We start from the raw sequence: 17,481 nt of genomic DNA, 5'->3' as shown, positions 1-17,481 counted from the left end.
CAGGGCTTGCAACGTTTCTCCCGGCCGAAGATCAGTCGGCCCGGGGCGCCCGGAGGCCCAGCCGATCGACAACCCCGCGCGCAGCCGCCGCGCCACTCGCCATCGACGCCGTCAGCAGATAGCCGCCGGTCGGCGCCTCCCAGTCCAGCATCTCCCCTGCCGCGAACACGCCGGGCAAGGCGCTCGCCATGAGTTGCGCGTCGAGCGCCTCGAAGCGCACGCCGCCCGCCGTGCTGATTGCTTCGTCAACCGGCCGCGTCGCGACCAGCTTCAGCGGCACCGCCTTGATCGTGGCCGCCAGTTGCGCCGGGTCTTGCATGGCCTCGCGGCTGAGCGCCTCGTGCAGCACGCCGGCCTTGATGCCTTCGAGCCCGAGCCGGCTCTTGAGGTGGCTGCTCAAGGAGCGTGCGCCGCGTGGGTGCTTCACAGCGGCCAGAACCTGTTCGGCCGTCCGGTCGGGCAACAGGTCCAGCAACAGCGTCGCGCTGCCCTGTGCGGCAATCTCGTCGCGCAACAGCGCCGACGCCGCATAGATCAGGCTCCCCTCGATGCCCGTGGCAGTCGCCACGAACTCGCCCTTGCGCGCAAAGCGGCGCCCCTGGCTGTCGGTGAACGAAATGGCGACCGATTTGAAAGGCTGGCCCGCGAAGCGGCTGGAGAAATGCTCGCTCCAGCCACTGCCATCGAAGCCGCAATTGGCGGGCAGCAACGGCGCGATATCCACGCCCTGCGCCTCCAGCCACGGCGCCCAAGCACCGTCCGACCCCAGACGCGCCCAGCTTGCGCCGCCCAGTGCCAGCACCACGGCATCGGCCTTCACCGCGACTTCGCCCGCCGGCGTCGCGAACCGCAAGGCAGCGGCATCGAACGCCCCATCCCCAGCACCCAGCCAGCGATGGCGCATATGAAACCGCACACCCGCCGCACGCAGCCGCTGCAGCCACGCGCGCAGCAGCGGCGCAGCCTTCATGTCGGTCGGAAACACGCGGCCCGAGGTGCCGACGAACGTCTCGATGCCGAGGCCGGTCGCCCATTCGCGCACCTGCTGCGGGCCGAACTGCACGAGCATCGGCTCGAGCTGCGCGCGGCGCTCGCCGAAGCGGCTCATGAACACGTCGAAGGGCTCGGAATGCGTGAGGTTCAGGCCGCCGCGGCCGGCCAGCAGGAACTTGCGGCCCACGGAGGGCATGGCGTCGTACAGGTGCACTTGCGCGCCGGACGCGCTCAATACTTCGGCCGCCATCAGGCCGGCGGGTCCGCCGCCGATCACGGCGACGACAGGAGAAACAGTCATTCGAGATTTACCAGTTCGCCCTGCCCGGTGAGGAACGCGACGCGCACCGTGGCACCGGGGTAGGCATGTTGCACTGCCGCGCGGTAGCGCTGCATCTGTGCGATCAGCGCCGCGTCCCGTTCGGGGCGCGCGGCAGATTTGTAGTCGAGGATCCACCAGGCACCGCTGGCGCGCTCGCGCACCAGGCGGTCGATGCGCAAGGTCTCTCCTTCATGGACCAGCGTGACTTCGTTGCCATGCCAGTCGACCCTGCGATCGTCCCACACCCAGGCACCGGCGCCGGCGCGGATGCGTTCGGCCAGCGTCGCGGCACCGCGCGCCTGCTGGGCATCGAGCATGAATTCGCGGGCCGCGGCGCGCACATGGGCCGGCGGCAGCGGCTCGCCCGGCACCGCCCATTCGAGCAGCCGGTGCATGGCCTGGCCAAAGGCCGCGGCGCGCGCATCGACCGTGGCATCGGCTGCTTTCTTGGCGGAAGGCTGCTCGGTGGCGGACTCGGGCAGCACAGGCATCCGCTTCATCGCGAAGCTGGCCACACCCGTCTCGATGGGCGGCGCGACCAGCGGCTCATCGGCCTCGGTGGGCTCGCACAGCGGCTCCAGCCGCGTCCACCAACTGCCTTCGTTGGCACCACGCGCCGGCCGAACCGACGACAGCACCAGCCGTTCGCGCGCCCGCGTTGTCGCGACGTACAGGCCGTTGAGTTCTTCGCGATGGCGCGCGCGCTGCTCTTCTTCGAGCAACGGCGCCGCGCAGAGGGGCGGCGTTTTCTCGCTCGCGAGAAAGACGAAGCGCGTGGGCGCGCTGTCGCTGCCCTTCCATTCGACCAGCACGCCCATGGTCTGCGCACGCGGCGGCGCGGCATCGCAATCGAGCATCAGCACGGTGTCGGCTTCCAGGCCCTTGGCGCCGTGCACGGTCAGCAGTTGAACGGCATCGGGCGCGGCCACGGAGGGCGCACGCACGCCACCAGCACGCAGGGCTCGCACCAGCGCATAAGGCGTGGCAAAACGCGCGCCGTCGATATCGAGCGATGCCGAGAGCAAGCCGCGCAGATTGGCCAGCGCGCCCTGCCGCATGGAGGCAGGCACGGCGGCGCCGAATTTCGCGAGCACGTCGCCATCGTGAAAGATGGCGTCGAGCGCATCGTGAGGCGGTATGGCCATCAGCCAGCGCTGCCATTTCTTGAGCTTGACCCCGGCGTCGACCAGCACCGGCGGCAGGCCTTCACCCTTCTGGATCAAGCCGAACCAGCTGGCCGACGGCCGCTCGCGTTGGCGCAGCGCCAGTTGCACCAGCGCCTCGTCGTCGATGCCGAACAGCGGCGACTTGAGCGCCTGCGCCAAAGACAGGTCGTGCGCGGGCGACACCAGCGCATCGATCAGCGCGACCATGTCCTGCACTTCGGGGGCGTCGTGCAACTCGTTCTTCTCGGGCTGCTGCACGGGAATGTGGCGCTGCCGCAATGCGTCCTGCATGGCGGACAGGCGGCTGCGGCGGCGCGCGAGCACCATGATCTGCCGTGGCGGCGTGCCGTCGGCAATGCGTTGCACCACCCAGCGCGCGGCCTGCTCGCACTCTTTCTGCAGCAGCTGTTCTTCAGGCAGCACGCGCGGCGTGACGAGGCTGTCGCGCCAGTGCAGCATGCCGTCGTCGGCAGGCGCCGCTTCCACGGCAGAGCCGAGCGCGTCGCGGTCGATGGCGGGCAGCTTGAGCAGTTCGCCCTCGTCGCCACGCTCGGTGGTGTGGGCGCGATAGCCGTCGAACTCACCGGCCTCCTGCGCGGCCAGCATCGCCTGGTTGACCAGGCCGACGACCGCGCGTGCATTGCGGTGCGTGTGGTCGCAGTTGAGCAGCTCGCCGTCGAGCCCTTCGCGCACGAATTTCTTGGCGGCAATGAACACCTGCGGCTCGGCGCGGCGGAAGCGGTAGATGCTCTGCTTCGGATCGCCCACGATGAAGACGCGCGGCGCCCGGCCCTGCGCGCCGGTGTACGCGCTGAGCCAGCCATACAGCGCCTGCCATTGCAGCGGATTGGTGTCCTGGAACTCGTCGATCAGCAGATGGGCGATGCGTGCGTCGAGCCGCTCCTGCACCCAGCCCGACAGGGCCGACTGGCCCAGCAGCAGTTGCGCGGCCTGCTCGACATCGTTCATGTCGACCCAGCCATGCGCGCGCTTCACCTCGGCGAAGGTTGCGATCAGGATGCGCGTGAGCCGCGCCATGCGCTGCTGAAAAAGCCATGACGCGTGCTGGGCCTGTGCGGCACCGTGCTCGATGGCATGGCCCTGCGCGATGCGCACCTGTTCCAGCCCGGCGAGCTTTTCGCTGAACTTGCGCGCCTCGCCCTTTTGCGTCAGCAGCGCATCGAGCACGCCCTGCGCATGGCGCGCGCTGATGGCCTGCTCCAGCTCGCTGCCCTTGGCCGAGAAAGTCGGCGCGCTGGCACGGCCCAATGCCCGCGCGGCAGCCCAGAGGGCGTCGCAGATGGCCGGCGTATCGAACAGCACCTCGGCCGGATCGGCCGCATCGGCATACGCGGGGAACAGCAGGCCGGCGGGCTGCACGCCGCTGTCGACGACGTCGTTGGCATCGGCGAGCAGGAACTCGACGCGCTTCGACAGCGCTTCGCCGAGTGCCTTGGCGGTCTGTGAACGGCCATGCGTGGCGACGACGGCGTAGTAGTCGGCCAGCGCGTTCTTGTCGGCGGTGACCGCCTCGAAGAAGGGCCGCCAGGTGTGGCTGCGCGCCTCGGCATCGTCTTCGAGCAGTTCGTAGTTTGACGGCAGGCCCAGCTCGCGCAGCACCGCCAGCGGTGCATTGCGCAGCAGGCCCGCAAACCAAGCGTGGAAGGTGCGGAACTGCACCGGCCGGCCGCCTTCGAGCAGGCGCCTGTAGAGCCCCTTCAGGCGCGGCACCGCGGCGAGCGCGGCAGCGGGATCGACACCGCGCATCACCAACTGCTTCACCAGTTCTTCGGGCGGTTGTTCGGCGAACTGCTCCAGCCACTGGTCGAGCCGCTCGCGCATTTCGCCGGCCGCCTTCTTGGTGAAGGTGATGGCCAGTATCTCGTGCGGCTCGCAGGCCGATTCGCCTTCTTCGAGCAGCGCGCGCAGGATGCGCGACACCAGCATCCAGGTCTTGCCCGCGCCGGCGCAGGCCTCGACGGCGACCGAGCGGCGCGGGTCGCAGGCGACGGTGTAGAAGGCTTCGCGCGCGACGTGCTTGCCGTTGTGTTCGTAGGCTGCGCCGCTCATTTCGTTTCGCCTCCACCTGCCGGGCCACCCCGGGGAGCCTCATCGCTCCAGAAATCCTTGCGGCACAGGCCGCGTGCGGCGCAGTAGTCGCAGACCCCGCCCTCCCCCAGCGGCGGCAGCGGCGCGCCCTGCGCGATGCGGGTGAAGTCGCTGATGATGCCTGCCACCAGCGCGTCCCGTGCCTCCACCACCGCGGGCTGCTCGACGGTCTGCGTGCCGGAGGATTTTTCGCCCACGTTCACATAGGCCGCGCGCAAGGTGTCGTCGGCCACCAGGGCCGCGTAGAAGGCGAGCTGCGTGTCTTCGGTCGGGTCTTTCACTCGCTCCTTGGAGACGGTGGCGGACTCAGTCTTGTAGTCGATCACGAAGGCCTTGCCATCGGCGGTGCGATCGACGCGGTCGAGCCGGCCGATCAGGCGCAGCTCGCCCAGCGGCTGCTCTTTCCAGGGCTCGGCTTCGACGAAGACCGCGCCGCCCGCCTCGTGCCGCACGAGCCATTCGAGGTAACCGTCGCGCACCGCCGGCCACGCAGCGGCGAACGGCAGGAATTCGGCGTCCGACAGGCCGAGTTCGCGCGTCGCACGCTGGGCGGCGTCCTCGATGCGTGCGATGCGCTCCTGCGCATCTTGCGTCGGGGTTTCGAGCAGCGCCTCCTGGAAATGCCCCAGCACGGCGTGCAGCCAGTTGCCGAAGTCGCGCTTGTCGATCTCGGCATCGAGCTCGTCGGCGCTGCGCAGGCCCAGTTGCCGCAACGCGAAGAAGCGATAGGGGCAACGGCGCAGGTCTTCGTAGACGCTGGTCGAGATGTTCTGCAAAGGCAGCAATGCGCCCGAAGGCGTCGGGTAGGCGGTGGGCTGCACCGGAACCTCGCGCGGCGTGCGCGGGTCGGCGGTGGGCTGCAGGGCATGGTCCAGGTGCAGCGCCTGCACCAGGGGGCTCGGGCTTACCGGCTCGCCGGTGGCGTCGGACTGGCGCCACAAGATTTCGCAAGAAGGGTTGTGCAGCGCCGCGGCCCAGGCAGCGCGCTGCGCAGCTTCGAGCACCTCGCGCGAAGGCAGGCCCAGGTCGGCGCGTTGGGCTGCGCTCCAGTTGCCGGGCGGCTCGGGCGATGCGGGCAGGCGCCGATCGTCGCACCCGGGAATGACCACGGCGCCGAATGCGCGCCCCAGCAGTTGATAGAGCGGCAAGACCACGACCTTCGGTGCCTGGTCACCCGCGGGCGGCACGAAGCTCGCGTCTTCGAGCACGTCGCGCACCCAGGCCGTGAACTCGGCGAGCGTGTGACGGCCGCCGGGAAAATCGCCGTCGTCGCCATGGGCGTCGGCATCGAGCCACAGCGCGCCGATCACCTTGCCGCCGGCGAGGTCGTCCGCGAGCGGCTCCCATTGCTCGCCGGCCTCCAGCAGTTCGCGCAGCGCGCGAAGCCATTCGGCCAGCGGCCGGGAACGGATCATGGGCGCGCGGCGCGCCTCGATGGCCTCGGTGAAGGACAGCAGCGCCACGTCTTGCGGCTTCTCGCTGCGTGCCGCCAGTGCGCACCAGGCCGACCACTCGCGCACGCCCTCTCGGCGAAGGCGAACTTCGAGCGATTGCACGGCCATCGCATCGCCGCCGGCGCTGCTCTTGAGCCATTCGAGCACCTGGTCGCTGCCGGCGTCGTGCGTGCAGGCGCGCAGCGCGCTCATCAGCGTGGCAGCGGCACGGGTGGTGGAAAGCTTCCAGCCGGTTTCGTCGTGCGTGACGATGCCCTGGGCCTTCAGCTGGGCGCTGATGCGGCGCGTGAGCGCGCGGTCGGTCGCGATCAGCGCGACCGGCGCGCGCCCTTCGGCAAGGTGCTGCAGCACGCAGGCTGCGGCCAGTTCGGCCTCGTCTTCGGGGTCGAGCGCAACGTGCGAAGCCGCGGGCTCCGCCGGTGCATTCGAGGGCACCAGGGACAGGTGAAAGGCGCGGTCGCCCCACAGGTTGCAGAGCGATTGCGTCAGGGGATCGGTCTGGAAGCCTTCGAGCACGATCAGCGCATCGACCTGATCGCGCGTGGACTCGCGCATCAGCACATCGGTGGCAAAGCCCGAGTTCGCGACCCAGGCGACGGCGATGCGGATCAGTGCGCTTTCGGTGCGAAACCACTCGGACTCGCTGCCGGCATCGGCCACCTGAGACGCGCGCTGCGCCCATTCGGCACCGCGTTCTTCGGGCGAGACGGCTGCCGCGAGCGGCGCCAGTTGGTAGGCCAGCTCGACCAGCCGGCCAGCCAGGGCGAAGCGCTCGGCGTTGAAGCCGGACTGCGACAGCAGGGCCTGGGCCGTGACGAGGTCGCGCGCCATGTCGTGCGCAATGTCGTAGCCGGTCGGAACGAACCCGCCCGCGCTGCGTGCCCAGTTGTGGGTGGTTTCGAAGCGCGGCACGAAGCCGGGGCTGCCGCAACGCGCCCACATGCCCCGCGCCACGCCCATCAGCTGCGCATAGGGCACCAGCACGACGGTGCGGGCGGCGTGCAACTGGCGCTCGGCGAGCGCGCGGACGATCCGCGCGACAACGCCGTCGGCGGGATCGCACCACAGGGCCTGTACAGGGTGGCCTTCGTTCATGTTCTATCGAGGGGTTGGAGAGCGCGCGTGGAGGTGACCGGCAAGGGGCTTTGGTGAAGCTTCGTGAGGCTTTGGCTATCGTCGCCATAGCGTCCGCGCATGGCACCCCGCCCCTTGGTTTCTGTCACAATGACCTGCACTTTAGCTGCACCGAAACTCCCTGCGCACAAGGACCCATTACATGGCCAGCGAACTCATCAAACACATCTCCGATTCCTCTTTCGAGGCCGACGTGCTCAAGTCCAGCCAGCCCGTGCTGGTCGACTACTGGGCCGAATGGTGCGGCCCCTGCAAGATGATCGCCCCGATCCTCGACGAAGTCTCGGCCACCTACGAAGGCAAGCTGCAGATCGCCAAGCTGAACGTCGACGAGAACCGCGACATCCCCGCCAAGTTCGGCATCCGTGGCATCCCCACGCTGATGCTGTTCAAGGACGGCCAGCTGGCCGCCACCAAGGTCGGCGCAATGAGCAAGGCGCAACTCACGGCCTTCATCGACCAGCAACTCGCCTGAGCGACATTTGATCCGGCCGACGCGCAATGCGTTGGCCGGAGCGTTTTTTACTGTCATAATCTCCCACAGATCACCGGCCCTTACTGGCAACCGGTTCGAGTTCCCCGGTTAGTGAAGCAGTTCTCGCTTCACATCAAACCTCCCCCCGTTTTCCGTTCGATTACCCCGCGAGGGGTCATTCCATGCACTTAAACGAACTCAAGGCACTCCACGTGTCTGAAGTCCTCAAGCAAGCTGAAGCGCTTGAGATCGAAAACGTCGGCCGCATGCGCAAGCAGGAGCTGATGTTCGCGATCATCAAGAAGCGCGCAAAGGCTGGCGAACAGGTCTTTGCCGACGGTGTGCTCGAAATCCTGCCCGACGGCTTCGGCTTTCTGCGCAGTCCCGACACCAGCTTCACGGCCAGCACCGACGACATCTACATCTCGCCCAGCCAGGTGCGGCGCTTCAACCTGCACACCGGCGACATGATCGAAGGTGAAGTGCGCACGCCCAAGGACGGCGAGCGCTACTTCGCGCTGACCAAGCTCGACAAGGTCAACGACGGCCCGCCCGAGCAGAACAAGCACAAGGTGATGTTCGAAAACCTGACGCCGCTGTTCCCCAAGGAACAGATGAAGCTTGAACGCGATGGCGTCAAGGGCGAAGAGAACATCACGGGCCGCATCATCGACATCATCGCCCCCATCGGCAAAGGCCAGCGCGCCCTGCTCGTGGCGCCGCCCAAGAGCGGCAAGACGGTGATGATGCAGCACATCGCCCACGCGATCAGCGCCAACTACCCCGACGTCCACATGATGGTGCTGCTCGTCGACGAGCGCCCTGAAGAAGTGACCGAAATGCAGCGCACGGTGAAGGGCGAAGTCATTGCTTCGACCTTCGACGAGCCTGCCGCCCGCCACGTGCACGTCGCCGAAATGGTGATCGAGCGCGCCAAGCGCCTGGTCGAACTCAAGAAGGACGTGGTGATCCTGCTGGACTCGATCACCCGCCTTGCCCGCGCCTACAACAACGTCGTGCCCTCGTCGGGCAAGGTGCTCACCGGCGGCGTCGATTCCAACGCGCTGCAGCGCCCCAAGCGCTTCCTGGGCGCCGCGCGCAACGTGGAAGAAGGCGGCTCGCTGACCATCATCGGCACCGCGCTGATCGACACCGGCAGCCGCATGGACGAAGTGATCTTCGAAGAGTTCAAGGGCACCGGCAACTCCGAAATCCACCTCGACCGCCGCCTGTACGAAAAGCGCGTGTTCCCGTCGATCCAGCTCAACCGCAGCGGCACGCGCCGTGAAGAATTACTGCTGGCCCCCGAGATCCTGCAGAAGACCCGCATCCTGCGCCAGCTCATGTACAACATGGACGAGATCGAGTCGATGGAGCTGATGCTCAAGAACATGAAGGCGACGAAAACGAATGTCGAGTTCTTCGACATGATGCGTCGCGGCGGCTGAGCTTCAGGCTCTCCCGCAAAAGCGCGTCGGCCCCCACGGGCCGACGCGCTTTTTTCATGGGCGCGAGGTTTGAATGGCGCGGCCTTCGAGGGCACTCTGGCGGCCGATGTCGAGCAACTCCATCAGCGCGACAGCCTGCTCGGGCGGCACGGGGTTCGGGCCTGTGCCAAGAATGGCGTCGCGCACGGCGGCGTAGTAATCGACGTAGTTGCCGGCCCGCGTTGGCACAGCGCGAAAGTGCGGTGCCCCGTCGCTGCCGATCAGCGTGAGTTCGCCATCGAGCGGATCGGCGCCCCACCCTGCCGCCGGTGGCCGCTGGCCTGCACGCAGCGCGTCTTCCTGTGTATCGACGCCATGCTTGACGTAGCTGCCGCGCGTGCCGTGCACGATGTAGCGCGGCGCCGCATGGGCGGCCAGTGTGGTGGCATGCAAGACCACCCGCAGCGGTGCGTGCGGGCCGCTTTCGTAGCGCAGCACGGCATGGAAATAGTCTTCGACCAGCGCGCCATCACGCAGCACCGCCGTGTCGAGCTGCAGCGTGTCGGGCCGGCCGAACAACTGCACCGCCTGGTCGACCAGATGGGCGCCCAGGTCGACCCACAGCCCCGATCCCGGCACCGCCTGCTCACGCCAGCGCTCCCGCACCTCAGGGCGGAAACGGTCGAAATGCGACTCCAGATACACAGGGCGGCCCAACTCGCCGCTGGCGAGCACATCCTTGAGCGTCAGGAAATCGGCGTCGAAGCGCCGGTTCTGGTAGACCGCCAGCACGCGATTGTTGCGCTTAGCCAACAATTCAAGCTCCCTGGCTTCGGCCACATCGAGCGTGAAAGGCTTGTCGACCACGACATGCTTGCCCGCCTCCAACGCGGCCTTGGCAACCGGATGGTGCTGGGCATTCGGCGTGGCGACCACGACCAGGTCGATGTCGGAACGGGCCACGAGCGCCGCCACATCGGGCACCACGGCCACGCCCGGCCGATCGGCATGGACCTTGTGCGGCTGCGAACTCGCCACCGCCGCCAGCTCGAGCCCTGGAACGGCCGAAAGCACCGGCGCGTGGAAGGTCTGACCGGCAAAACCGTAGCCGACGAGGCCGGCGCGCAAGGGGTTGGAAGTCATCTGGAGGGGTGGGTTTGCTCGAAAATGGGGCAGTATGCGATAATCGAGGGCTCCGCGAAAAGTGCGGCTGGGCAACGTCGCCCGGCTTCCTGCAGACATCGCTCTGCGGGACGGCGCGCCAGAATGCTGGCACACCGGTGGCTCTCGCATCGACCGCGCATTGATTCCAAAAGCGCAAAAGGAAAGACCATGGCAAAAGAAGGCATCCACCCCAATTACCGCGAAATCCTGTTCGTCGACATGTCGAACGGCTTCAAGTTCGTGACCCGTTCGTGCGCGAACACCAAGGAAATGGGCACGACCGATGACGGTCGCGAGCTGCCCCTTTTCAAGCTCGACACCACGAGCGAATCGCACCCGTTCTACACCGGCACGCAAAAGTCGGTCGACAACATGGGCGGTCGCGTCGAGAAGTTCCGCAACCGCTTCGGCAAGACCACCGGCGCTGCTTCGAAGTAAAGCAAGCGCTTTTGCGTCGAGGGCAGCCCGGTTTACCGCGCTGCCCTTTTTCTTTCCGAATCCTGCCTTTCGCCTCGCCTCTTGAACCAACCGACCCCTGCAATCGTTGCCCAGAACGCCGTGCGCCGGCTGCCGCGCATCGCGCTGCTGCTGCTGTGTGCGGCCTATCTGCTGCCGGGCCTGGTCGGTCGGGGCCCCTGGAAGAGTGCGGACATCACGGCCTTCGGCTACATGGCCGAGCTGGCCCGCAGCACCGAAGGCATTGCGCGCTGGTTCGACCCGCTGCTGCTGGGCATGCGCCCGGAAACGCCCGCGCTGATCCCCTACTGGATCGGCGCCCTGGCCATCAAGATTTCTCCGTCGTGGCTGAACCCCGACCTGGCCGTGCGCATTGCCTTTGCGCTGCTGCTGTGGGGCACGTTCACCGCCACGTGGTACGCCGTCTACTACCTTGCCCGCACGGCCCGCGCCCAACCCGTGGCGTTTGCCTTTGGCGGTGAAGCCCGCCCGACCGACTACGCACGCGCCATTGCCGATGGCGGCCTGCTGGCGCTGATCGCCTGCCTCGGGCTGGCCCAGCTCGGCCACGAAACCACGCCGGCGCTGGCCCAGCTGTACTTCGCCTCGCACCTGTTCTACGGCGTGGCCGCGCTGCCCTATCGGCGCGTCGGTCCGGTGATCGGGCTGGTCGTGGGCACGCTCGGCATCACCTTGAGCGGCGCGCCCACCGTCGGCCTGGCATTGGCCGCAGGCAGCGTGCTCTACATCGCCTACGAGCGTCGGCGCACGGCGAAGCTGGGTGCCGACACCAGTGCCGACGACGGCCCCGGCTATACCGGCGCCGCGCTGGCCACCATGGCGGGCGTCACCGTGCTTGCCGCAGTGCTGGTCTTCGCCCTGGGCTTGCCGCAATGGAAGATCACGGTGGATGGCAACTCGCTGTTCAACGAGATCCGCAGCCAGGGCAAGCTGCTGCTGTGGTTCACCTGGCCGGTCTGGCCTTTTGCGATCTGGACGCTCTGGCGCTGGCGCCGGCAGCTTTCCGCGCGCCACGTGGCGCTGCCGCTCTGGTTCGCGCTGGTGCCGCTGGCCGCCACCTGGACCACCGACTATTCCGACCGCTCGCTGTTGCTGGCTCTGCCCGCCTTCGCGACGCTGGCCGCCTTTGCCCTGCCGACCTTCCGCCGCAGCGCACTGGCACTCATCGACTGGTTCAACGTACTTCTTTTCAGCACGCTCGCCGCGCTGGGCTGGATGTACTGGATCGCCATGATGACCGGCAAGCCGCCCAAGCCCGCAGCCAGCGTGGCCCGGCTGGTGCCGGGCTTCGTGCCCGAGTTCTCGGCCATCGCGTTCGTGCTCGCGTTGGCCGCGACCATCGCCTGGTGCTGGCTGGTGCGCTGGCGCACCGGGCGGCACCGCGCCGCGCTCTGGAAGACGCTGGTGCTGCCCGCCGGCGGCACCGCGCTGTGCTGGATGCTGCTCATGACGCTGTGGCTGCCGCCCATCGACTACGCGCGCAGCTACGTGCCGCAGGTGCACGCGGTGGCCGAACGCGTCGGCCAGCCGAGCTGCATCGCCGAGCTGGCGCTGAGCCGGCCGCACATCGCGGCGCTCCGCCACCATGGCAACTTCAACGTGCAACCGCTGCTGCTGGGCACCAATTGCCCCTGGCTGCTGGTGAGCCCCGACACCATCGAACGCCTGCACACCATCATTCCGTTCGACCAGTGGCGTTTCAGCGGCACCCTGCGCCGCCCCAGCAGCCCGGCCGACGATCTGCTGCTCTACCAGAAGATCACGCCCCAGTGAGCAGGGGCGAACGGAGCCTGATCGCGCGGCACGCGGGCACGGTGCTGGTCGGGCAGCTCGCCGTGATGGCCTTCGGCGTGACCGACACCATCATCGCGGGCCGCTATTCCGAAAACGCGCTGGCAGCCCTCTCGGTCGGCGCCGCGATCTTCGTCAGCGTGTACGTCTCGCTGATGGGCGTGCTGCAGGCGCTGCTGCCGGTCTGGGCCGAGTTGCACGGCGGTGGCCGGAGCAGCGAAATCGGCCGCTCGGTGCGGCAATCGCTCTACCTCGCGGGCATCGCCATCGTGGTCGGCATGGCGGCATTGCTGTCACCCGGCGCGTTGCTGCGGTTGACGCAGGTGCCCGCGGAAATGCGCGGCGAGGTCGAGATGTACCTCACGGTGCTGGCCTTCGCCCTGGCGCCGTCCCTGTTGTTTCGCCTTTTCAGCACGCTCAGCCAGAGCCTGGGCAAGCCCCAACTCGTGACCTGGCTGCAATTGGGATCGCTGGTCGTGAAGCTGCCGCTGTCGATCTGGTTCACCTTCGGCGGTGCGGGCCTGCCGGCAATGGGGCTGGTGGGTTGCGGCTGGGCGACGCTGTGCGTGAACTGGGCCATGCTCGCCTGCGCGGTCTGGTTGTTGCGCAGCAGTCCCTTCTATCGAGGTTATCGGCTCTGGGAGCGCATCGAGAAGCCCGACTGGCGACAGATCAGGCAATTCGCGCGGTTGGGCGTCCCTGGCGGCCTCGCGGTGCTGGTGGAAGTGACCTCGTTCACGCTGATGGCGCTGTTCATCGCGCGCCTGGGCACGGTCTCGGCAGCCGCGCACCAGATCGCCGCGAACCTGATGGCCGTGGCCTACATGATCCCGCTGTCGCTCTCCATAGCGACCAGCGCCCGCGTGAGCTTCTGGCTCGGCGCAGGCGACGCCGCCAAGGCCCGGCACACCTGCCGGCTGGGATTCGAGCTGGCAGTGCTGTGCGCCCTGCTCTTCGCGACGGCGCTGGTCACCCTGCGCTTCCCGCTGGCCAATGTGTACTCGGACAACCCGGCTGTCATCGCGATGGCTGCGGCGCTGATGCTGCCGGTGGCCGCATTCCATATGGCCGATGCAATGCAGACGCTCTGCGTGTTCGTGCTGCGCTGCTACCGGGTCACGATGGCACCGCTGGTCATCTATTGCACGATGCTGTGGGGCCTGGGCCTGGGCGGCAGCTATTTGCTGGCGTACCACGGACTGGGCCCGTGGGAGGCCATGCAATCGCCACGGGCGTTCTGGATCATGAGTTCTTTGGCGCTGGCAGTGACCGCCTTGCTGTTCATCACGCTGCTGCGCTGGACGATGGCCAAGCGGGCCACCTGACCCGCCCAGCGGGCCGACCTGCGTCGCCAACTCCGCGTTTACTTCGCCAGCACCCGCGCTTCGCGCACCCGCGCAGCCGGAAACAGCAGCGCAAAGCGCGAGCCCTTGCCCACCGTGCTTTCGATGCGCAGCTCGGCACCGTGGCGCTGCGCGATGTGCTTGACGATCGCCAGGCCCAGCCCCGTTCCGCCCGTCTCGCGCGAGCGGCTGCGGTCGATGCGATAGAAGCGCTCGGTCAGCCGCGGAATGTGCTCGGCCGCAATGCCCGGCCCCGTATCGCGCACGGCGTATTCGCCACGCCCGTCGGGCAGCACCTTCCAGCTGACGGCCACTTCGCCGCCACCGGGCGTGTAGCGGATTGCGTTGCTCAGCAGGTTCGACATCGCGCTTTGCAGCTCGGTCGGCGCGCCCGACATTTCAGACTCGGCATCGATGGTGAACGACAGCCGATGGCCCAGAGGCGCCAGCCGGCCCGAGAGCCCGCGCCCTTCGTCCTCGCACTGCGCCAGCAAGGCGCGTGTGCGAATCCACTGGTTGCCCGAAGGCGCCGCGCTGCCTTCGAGCCGTGACAGCGTGAGCAGATCGTTCACCAGCGTCTCCATGCGGTGCGACTGCTGCCCCATCAGCGCGAGGTAGCGCGTGCGCTCGTTCGCATCGAGCGGCAGGTTCTGCAGGGTTTCGACAAAGCCGGCCAGCACCGTCAGCGGCGTGCGGATTTCATGCGACACGTTGGCCACGAAATCGCGCCGCATCGCCTCGGCCTGCTCGAGCGCGGTGATGTCGCGGGTCAGCAGCATCCGGCGGTTGCCCGCGTAGGGGTGCACCTGCACCGACAACCGCACCGGATGGCTGCGCTGGTGCGCATGGCCGGGCCCGGAGGCATCGATGACCACGTCGCGGCTGTAGTTCCACGAAGCCAGGTAGGCCACGAAGGCCGGATCGCGCACCAGGTTCGCCAGGTGCTGCAGCAGGTCGCGCTCGGCGTCGATGCCGAACTGGCTGGCCGCCGTCTGGTTGCACCATTCGATGCGGCCCTGCTCGTCGAGCAGGATCACGCCGTTCGGCGACGCCTGGATGGCGGCCAGGAATTCCTGCAGCCGGTCTTCGGCCTGCCGGGTCTGCTGCTCGCGGTCGCGCAGCAGCTTGCGGATGCGTTCGGAGAGTTCGCCCCACACGCCCGGCCCGCGCGTCGGCAGGCCCGCGGCGTCGTTGCGCAGCACCCGCAGCAGCCGTTCGGCGCGCCAGGCATCGAGCCCCAGCCACAGCACGGCGCCCAGCCAGGCACCGAGCCAGCCGAACTTCCAGCCGAAAAGGCCAACAGCGCCCGCCGCCACTGCGAGGGACGCTATTAAAAAAGTAGCAATTCGGAAGGGCATGGCGGGCGATTATCCGCGCCCGCCGCCAAGGGATGCCACGGCGCTCAAACCGTGACTTGGGCGGTCAGGCGGTAGCCCGCTCCCCGGACGGTTTCCACCATCGGCGCGGCTGCGCCCAGCGACTCGCGCAGGCGCTTGACGTGCACGTCGACCGTGCGCTCTTCGATGTAGACGTGGTCGCCCCACACCTTGTCGAGCAGTTGCGCCCGGCTGTGCACGCGCTCGGCGTGCTGCATCAGGTAGGCCAGCAGCTTGAACTCGGTCGGGCCGACCTTCAGCGCCCCGCCCTGCCACGTCACGCGGTGGGTGGAGGTGTCGAGCGCCAGTTCGCCGATTTCGACGCGTTCGGTCACCACTTCGGGTGCCCGGCGGCGCAGCACCGCACGGATGCGGGCCAGCATTTCCTGGGTGGAGAACGGCTTGGTGATGTAGTCGTCGGCACCGGCGTCCAGGCCAGCCACCTTGTCGGGCTCGTCGCCGCGCGCGGTCAGCATCAGGATCGGAATGGCCTTGGTGCGCGGGTCCTTGCGCCATTGGCGCGCAAGCTGCAGGCCGCTCTGGCCCGGCAGCATCCAGTCGAGCAGGATCAGGTCCGGCAGGAAGGCATCGATCTCGCGTTGGGCTGCAGCGCCATCTTCCGACCAGATCGGCTCGAAGCCGTTGTGGCGCAGGTTGACGGCGATCAGCTCGGCGATCGACGACTCGTCTTCGACGATCAGGACTCGGGGTTTCTTCATGCTTTCTTTGAGTCTTTTGCCGCGCTTACTGCAGCGCGGATTCGATTTCTTGCATCGAAGTGTGCCGCACATCGGCACCCTTGACGATGTAGATGATGAACTCGGCGATGTTCTTGGCGTGGTCGCCGATGCGTTCGATGGCCTTGGCCAGGAACAGCAGGTCGAGGCTGGCGGAGATGGTGCGCGGGTCTTCCATCATGTAGGTGACCAGCTTGCGCACAAAGCCGTCGAACTCCTTGTCGATCAGGTCGTCGTCCTTCAGGATCGACAGCGCAGCGGCCGTGTCCAGGCGCGCGAACGCGTCGAGCGCGGTGCGCAGCAGGCCCGAGGCCAGGTCGGCGGCAATGCGCAGCTCGGTGGTGGGCAGCGCGCGGGCCGAACCGCTCTCGATGATCGACTTGACCATGCGCGCGATCTTGTTGGCTTCGTCGCCCACGCGCTCCAGGTTGGCGGTGGTCTTGGAAATAGCGATCAGCAGGCGCAGGTCGCGAGCGGTCGGCTGGCGGCGCGCGATGATCGACGAGAGTTCGCGGTCGATGTCGATTTCCATCGCATTGACGCGGTGCTCGGTTTCCATCACGCGGTCGGCGGCTTCGGGGTCGAACTGCAGCAGCGCATACACCGCCGTGTGGATCTGCGACTCGACCATGCCGCCGAGTTCCATCACGCGCGACGAAACGCCGTTGAGTTCGCTGTCGAACTGGCTGGAGAGGTGTTTTTCAGTCATGGTGTCTCCTGGGGATCAACCGAAACGGCCGGTGATGTAGTCCTCGGTCTCCTTGCGCTGCGGCTTGAAGAACATCTGCTCGGTGGCGCCGAACTCGATCAGGTCGCCGAGGTACATGTACGCGGTGTAGTCGCTGCAACGAGCGGCCTGCTGCATGTTGTGGGTCACGATGACCACGGTGTACTCGCTTTTCAGTTCGGCGATGAGCTCTTCGATCTTCGCGGTCGAGATCGGATCCAGGGCCGAACACGGTTCGTCGAGCAGCAGCACTTCGGGCTTGATCGCGATGCCGCGTGCAATGCACAGGCGCTGCTGCTGGCCGCCGGAGAGGCCGGAGCCGCTTTGCTGCAGCTTGTCGCGCACTTCGGTCCACAGGGCGGCCTTCTTCAGGGCCCATTCGACACGGTCGTCCATTTCGCTGGCGCTGAGGCTTTCGAACAGCTTCACGCCGAAGGCGATGTTGTCGTAGATCGACATCGGGAACGGCGTGGGCTTCTGGAACACCATGCCGACCTTGGCGCGGATCAGCGCCACGTCCTGCTTGGACGTGAGCAGGTTCTCGCCGTCCAGGGCAATGGTGCCCTCGGCGCGCTGCTCGGGGTAGAGCTCGAACATGCGGTTGAAGGTGCGCAGCAGGGTCGACTTGCCGCAGCCCGACGGGCCAATGAAGGCCGTGACCTTGTTCTCGGGAATCTCGAGGTTGATGCCCTTGAGCGCGTGGAACTTGCCGTAGTAGAAGTTCAGGTCCTTGACCGAGATCTTCGAGCGCGACGGTTGTTGTGCGACGGTGTTTGGCATGTTGGC

At 67.4% G+C, this 17,481-nt stretch carries 13 protein-coding genes; 5 read left to right on the top strand and 8 right to left on the bottom strand.

Going from position 1 to position 17,481, the window contains the following annotated elements; translation table 11 throughout:
* Positions 1 to 31: 31 nt before the first annotated feature.
* The 3 genes from DBV14_RS04815 to DBV14_RS04805 are packed head-to-tail and all read right to left on the bottom strand — an operon-like array spanning position 32 to position 7,139.
* Complete coding sequence (locus tag DBV14_RS04815; RefSeq protein WP_124458058.1) at positions 32 to 1,294, bottom strand: TIGR03862 family flavoprotein; 1,263 nt, start codon at positions 1,292 to 1,294, stop codon at positions 32 to 34.
* Positions 1,291 to 4,551, bottom strand: coding sequence for an exodeoxyribonuclease V subunit beta (locus DBV14_RS04810; RefSeq protein ID WP_124458057.1), 3,261 nt, complete (start codon positions 4,549 to 4,551; stop codon positions 1,291 to 1,293). The genes DBV14_RS04815 and DBV14_RS04810 overlap by 4 nt, the downstream gene beginning before the upstream one ends.
* Complete coding sequence (locus DBV14_RS04805; protein ID WP_124458056.1) at positions 4,548 to 7,139, bottom strand: PD-(D/E)XK nuclease family protein; 2,592 nt, start codon at positions 7,137 to 7,139, stop codon at positions 4,548 to 4,550. The genes DBV14_RS04810 and DBV14_RS04805 overlap by 4 nt, the downstream gene beginning before the upstream one ends.
* A 181-nt stretch (positions 7,140 to 7,320) precedes the next feature.
* Here DBV14_RS04805 and trxA point away from each other — a divergent pair, with 181 nt between their 5' ends.
* Entirely contained in the window at positions 7,321 to 7,653 is a 333-nt protein-coding gene (gene trxA / locus DBV14_RS04800) for a thioredoxin TrxA (protein ID WP_042578306.1), read from the top strand.
* A gap of 182 nt (positions 7,654 to 7,835) precedes the next feature.
* Positions 7,836 to 9,101, top strand: coding sequence for a transcription termination factor Rho (gene rho, locus DBV14_RS04795; protein WP_013540932.1), 1,266 nt, complete (start codon positions 7,836 to 7,838; stop codon positions 9,099 to 9,101).
* A gap of 54 nt (positions 9,102 to 9,155) precedes the next feature.
* Here rho and DBV14_RS04790 read toward each other — a convergent pair whose 3' ends face one another.
* Positions 9,156 to 10,223 (bottom strand): oxidoreductase, encoded by a 1,068-nt coding sequence (locus DBV14_RS04790; protein ID WP_124458055.1) that lies wholly within the window; start codon positions 10,221 to 10,223, stop codon positions 9,156 to 9,158.
* Between the two features lie 189 nt (positions 10,224 to 10,412).
* Between DBV14_RS04790 and DBV14_RS04785 the strand changes: the two genes are divergently transcribed.
* The 3 genes from DBV14_RS04785 (at position 10,413) to DBV14_RS04775 (ending at position 13,837) form a co-directional block, all read left to right on the top strand.
* Positions 10,413 to 10,682: a type B 50S ribosomal protein L31 gene (locus DBV14_RS04785; RefSeq protein WP_093240817.1), complete on the top strand. Its 270-nt coding sequence runs from the start codon at positions 10,413 to 10,415 to the stop codon at positions 10,680 to 10,682.
* Between the two features lie 81 nt (positions 10,683 to 10,763).
* Entirely contained in the window at positions 10,764 to 12,494 is a 1,731-nt protein-coding gene (locus DBV14_RS04780) for a hypothetical protein (RefSeq protein WP_124458054.1), read from the top strand.
* On the top strand, positions 12,491 to 13,837 hold the full coding sequence (locus DBV14_RS04775) for an MATE family efflux transporter (RefSeq protein WP_124458053.1): 1,347 nt from the start codon (positions 12,491 to 12,493) through the stop codon (positions 13,835 to 13,837). The genes DBV14_RS04780 and DBV14_RS04775 overlap by 4 nt, the downstream gene beginning before the upstream one ends.
* A gap of 38 nt (positions 13,838 to 13,875) precedes the next feature.
* On the opposite strand, the gene phoR is transcribed toward DBV14_RS04775, so the two are convergent.
* The 4 genes from phoR to pstB are packed head-to-tail and all read right to left on the bottom strand — an operon-like array spanning position 13,876 to position 17,475.
* A complete protein-coding gene (phoR, locus tag DBV14_RS04770; protein WP_185545923.1) occupies positions 13,876 to 15,213 on the bottom strand; it encodes a phosphate regulon sensor histidine kinase PhoR in 1,338 nt (445 codons plus the stop codon).
* Positions 15,214 to 15,257: 44 nt separating this feature from the next.
* Positions 15,258 to 15,950 carry a phosphate regulon transcriptional regulator PhoB gene (phoB, locus tag DBV14_RS04765; protein WP_007836652.1) on the bottom strand — a complete coding sequence of 231 codons (693 nt, stop codon included), beginning with the start codon at positions 15,948 to 15,950 and terminating at the stop codon, positions 15,258 to 15,260.
* A gap of 25 nt (positions 15,951 to 15,975) precedes the next feature.
* Positions 15,976 to 16,677, bottom strand: a complete 702-nt coding sequence (gene phoU, locus DBV14_RS04760) for a phosphate signaling complex protein PhoU (RefSeq protein ID WP_124458052.1) — start codon at positions 16,675 to 16,677, stop codon at positions 15,976 to 15,978.
* A 15-nt stretch (positions 16,678 to 16,692) separates the two neighbouring features.
* Positions 16,693 to 17,475, bottom strand: a complete 783-nt coding sequence (gene pstB, locus DBV14_RS04755; protein ID WP_124458051.1) for a phosphate ABC transporter ATP-binding protein PstB — start codon at positions 17,473 to 17,475, stop codon at positions 16,693 to 16,695.
* Between the last annotated feature and the right edge of the window lie 6 nt (positions 17,476 to 17,481).

Origin of the sequence: Variovorax sp. KBW07 (genome assembly GCF_003852515.1) — a bacterium.
In the GTDB taxonomy this organism is placed as follows: domain Bacteria; phylum Pseudomonadota; class Gammaproteobacteria; order Burkholderiales; family Burkholderiaceae_C; genus Variovorax.
This window is presented reverse-complemented; position numbering and strand designations above follow the sequence as displayed.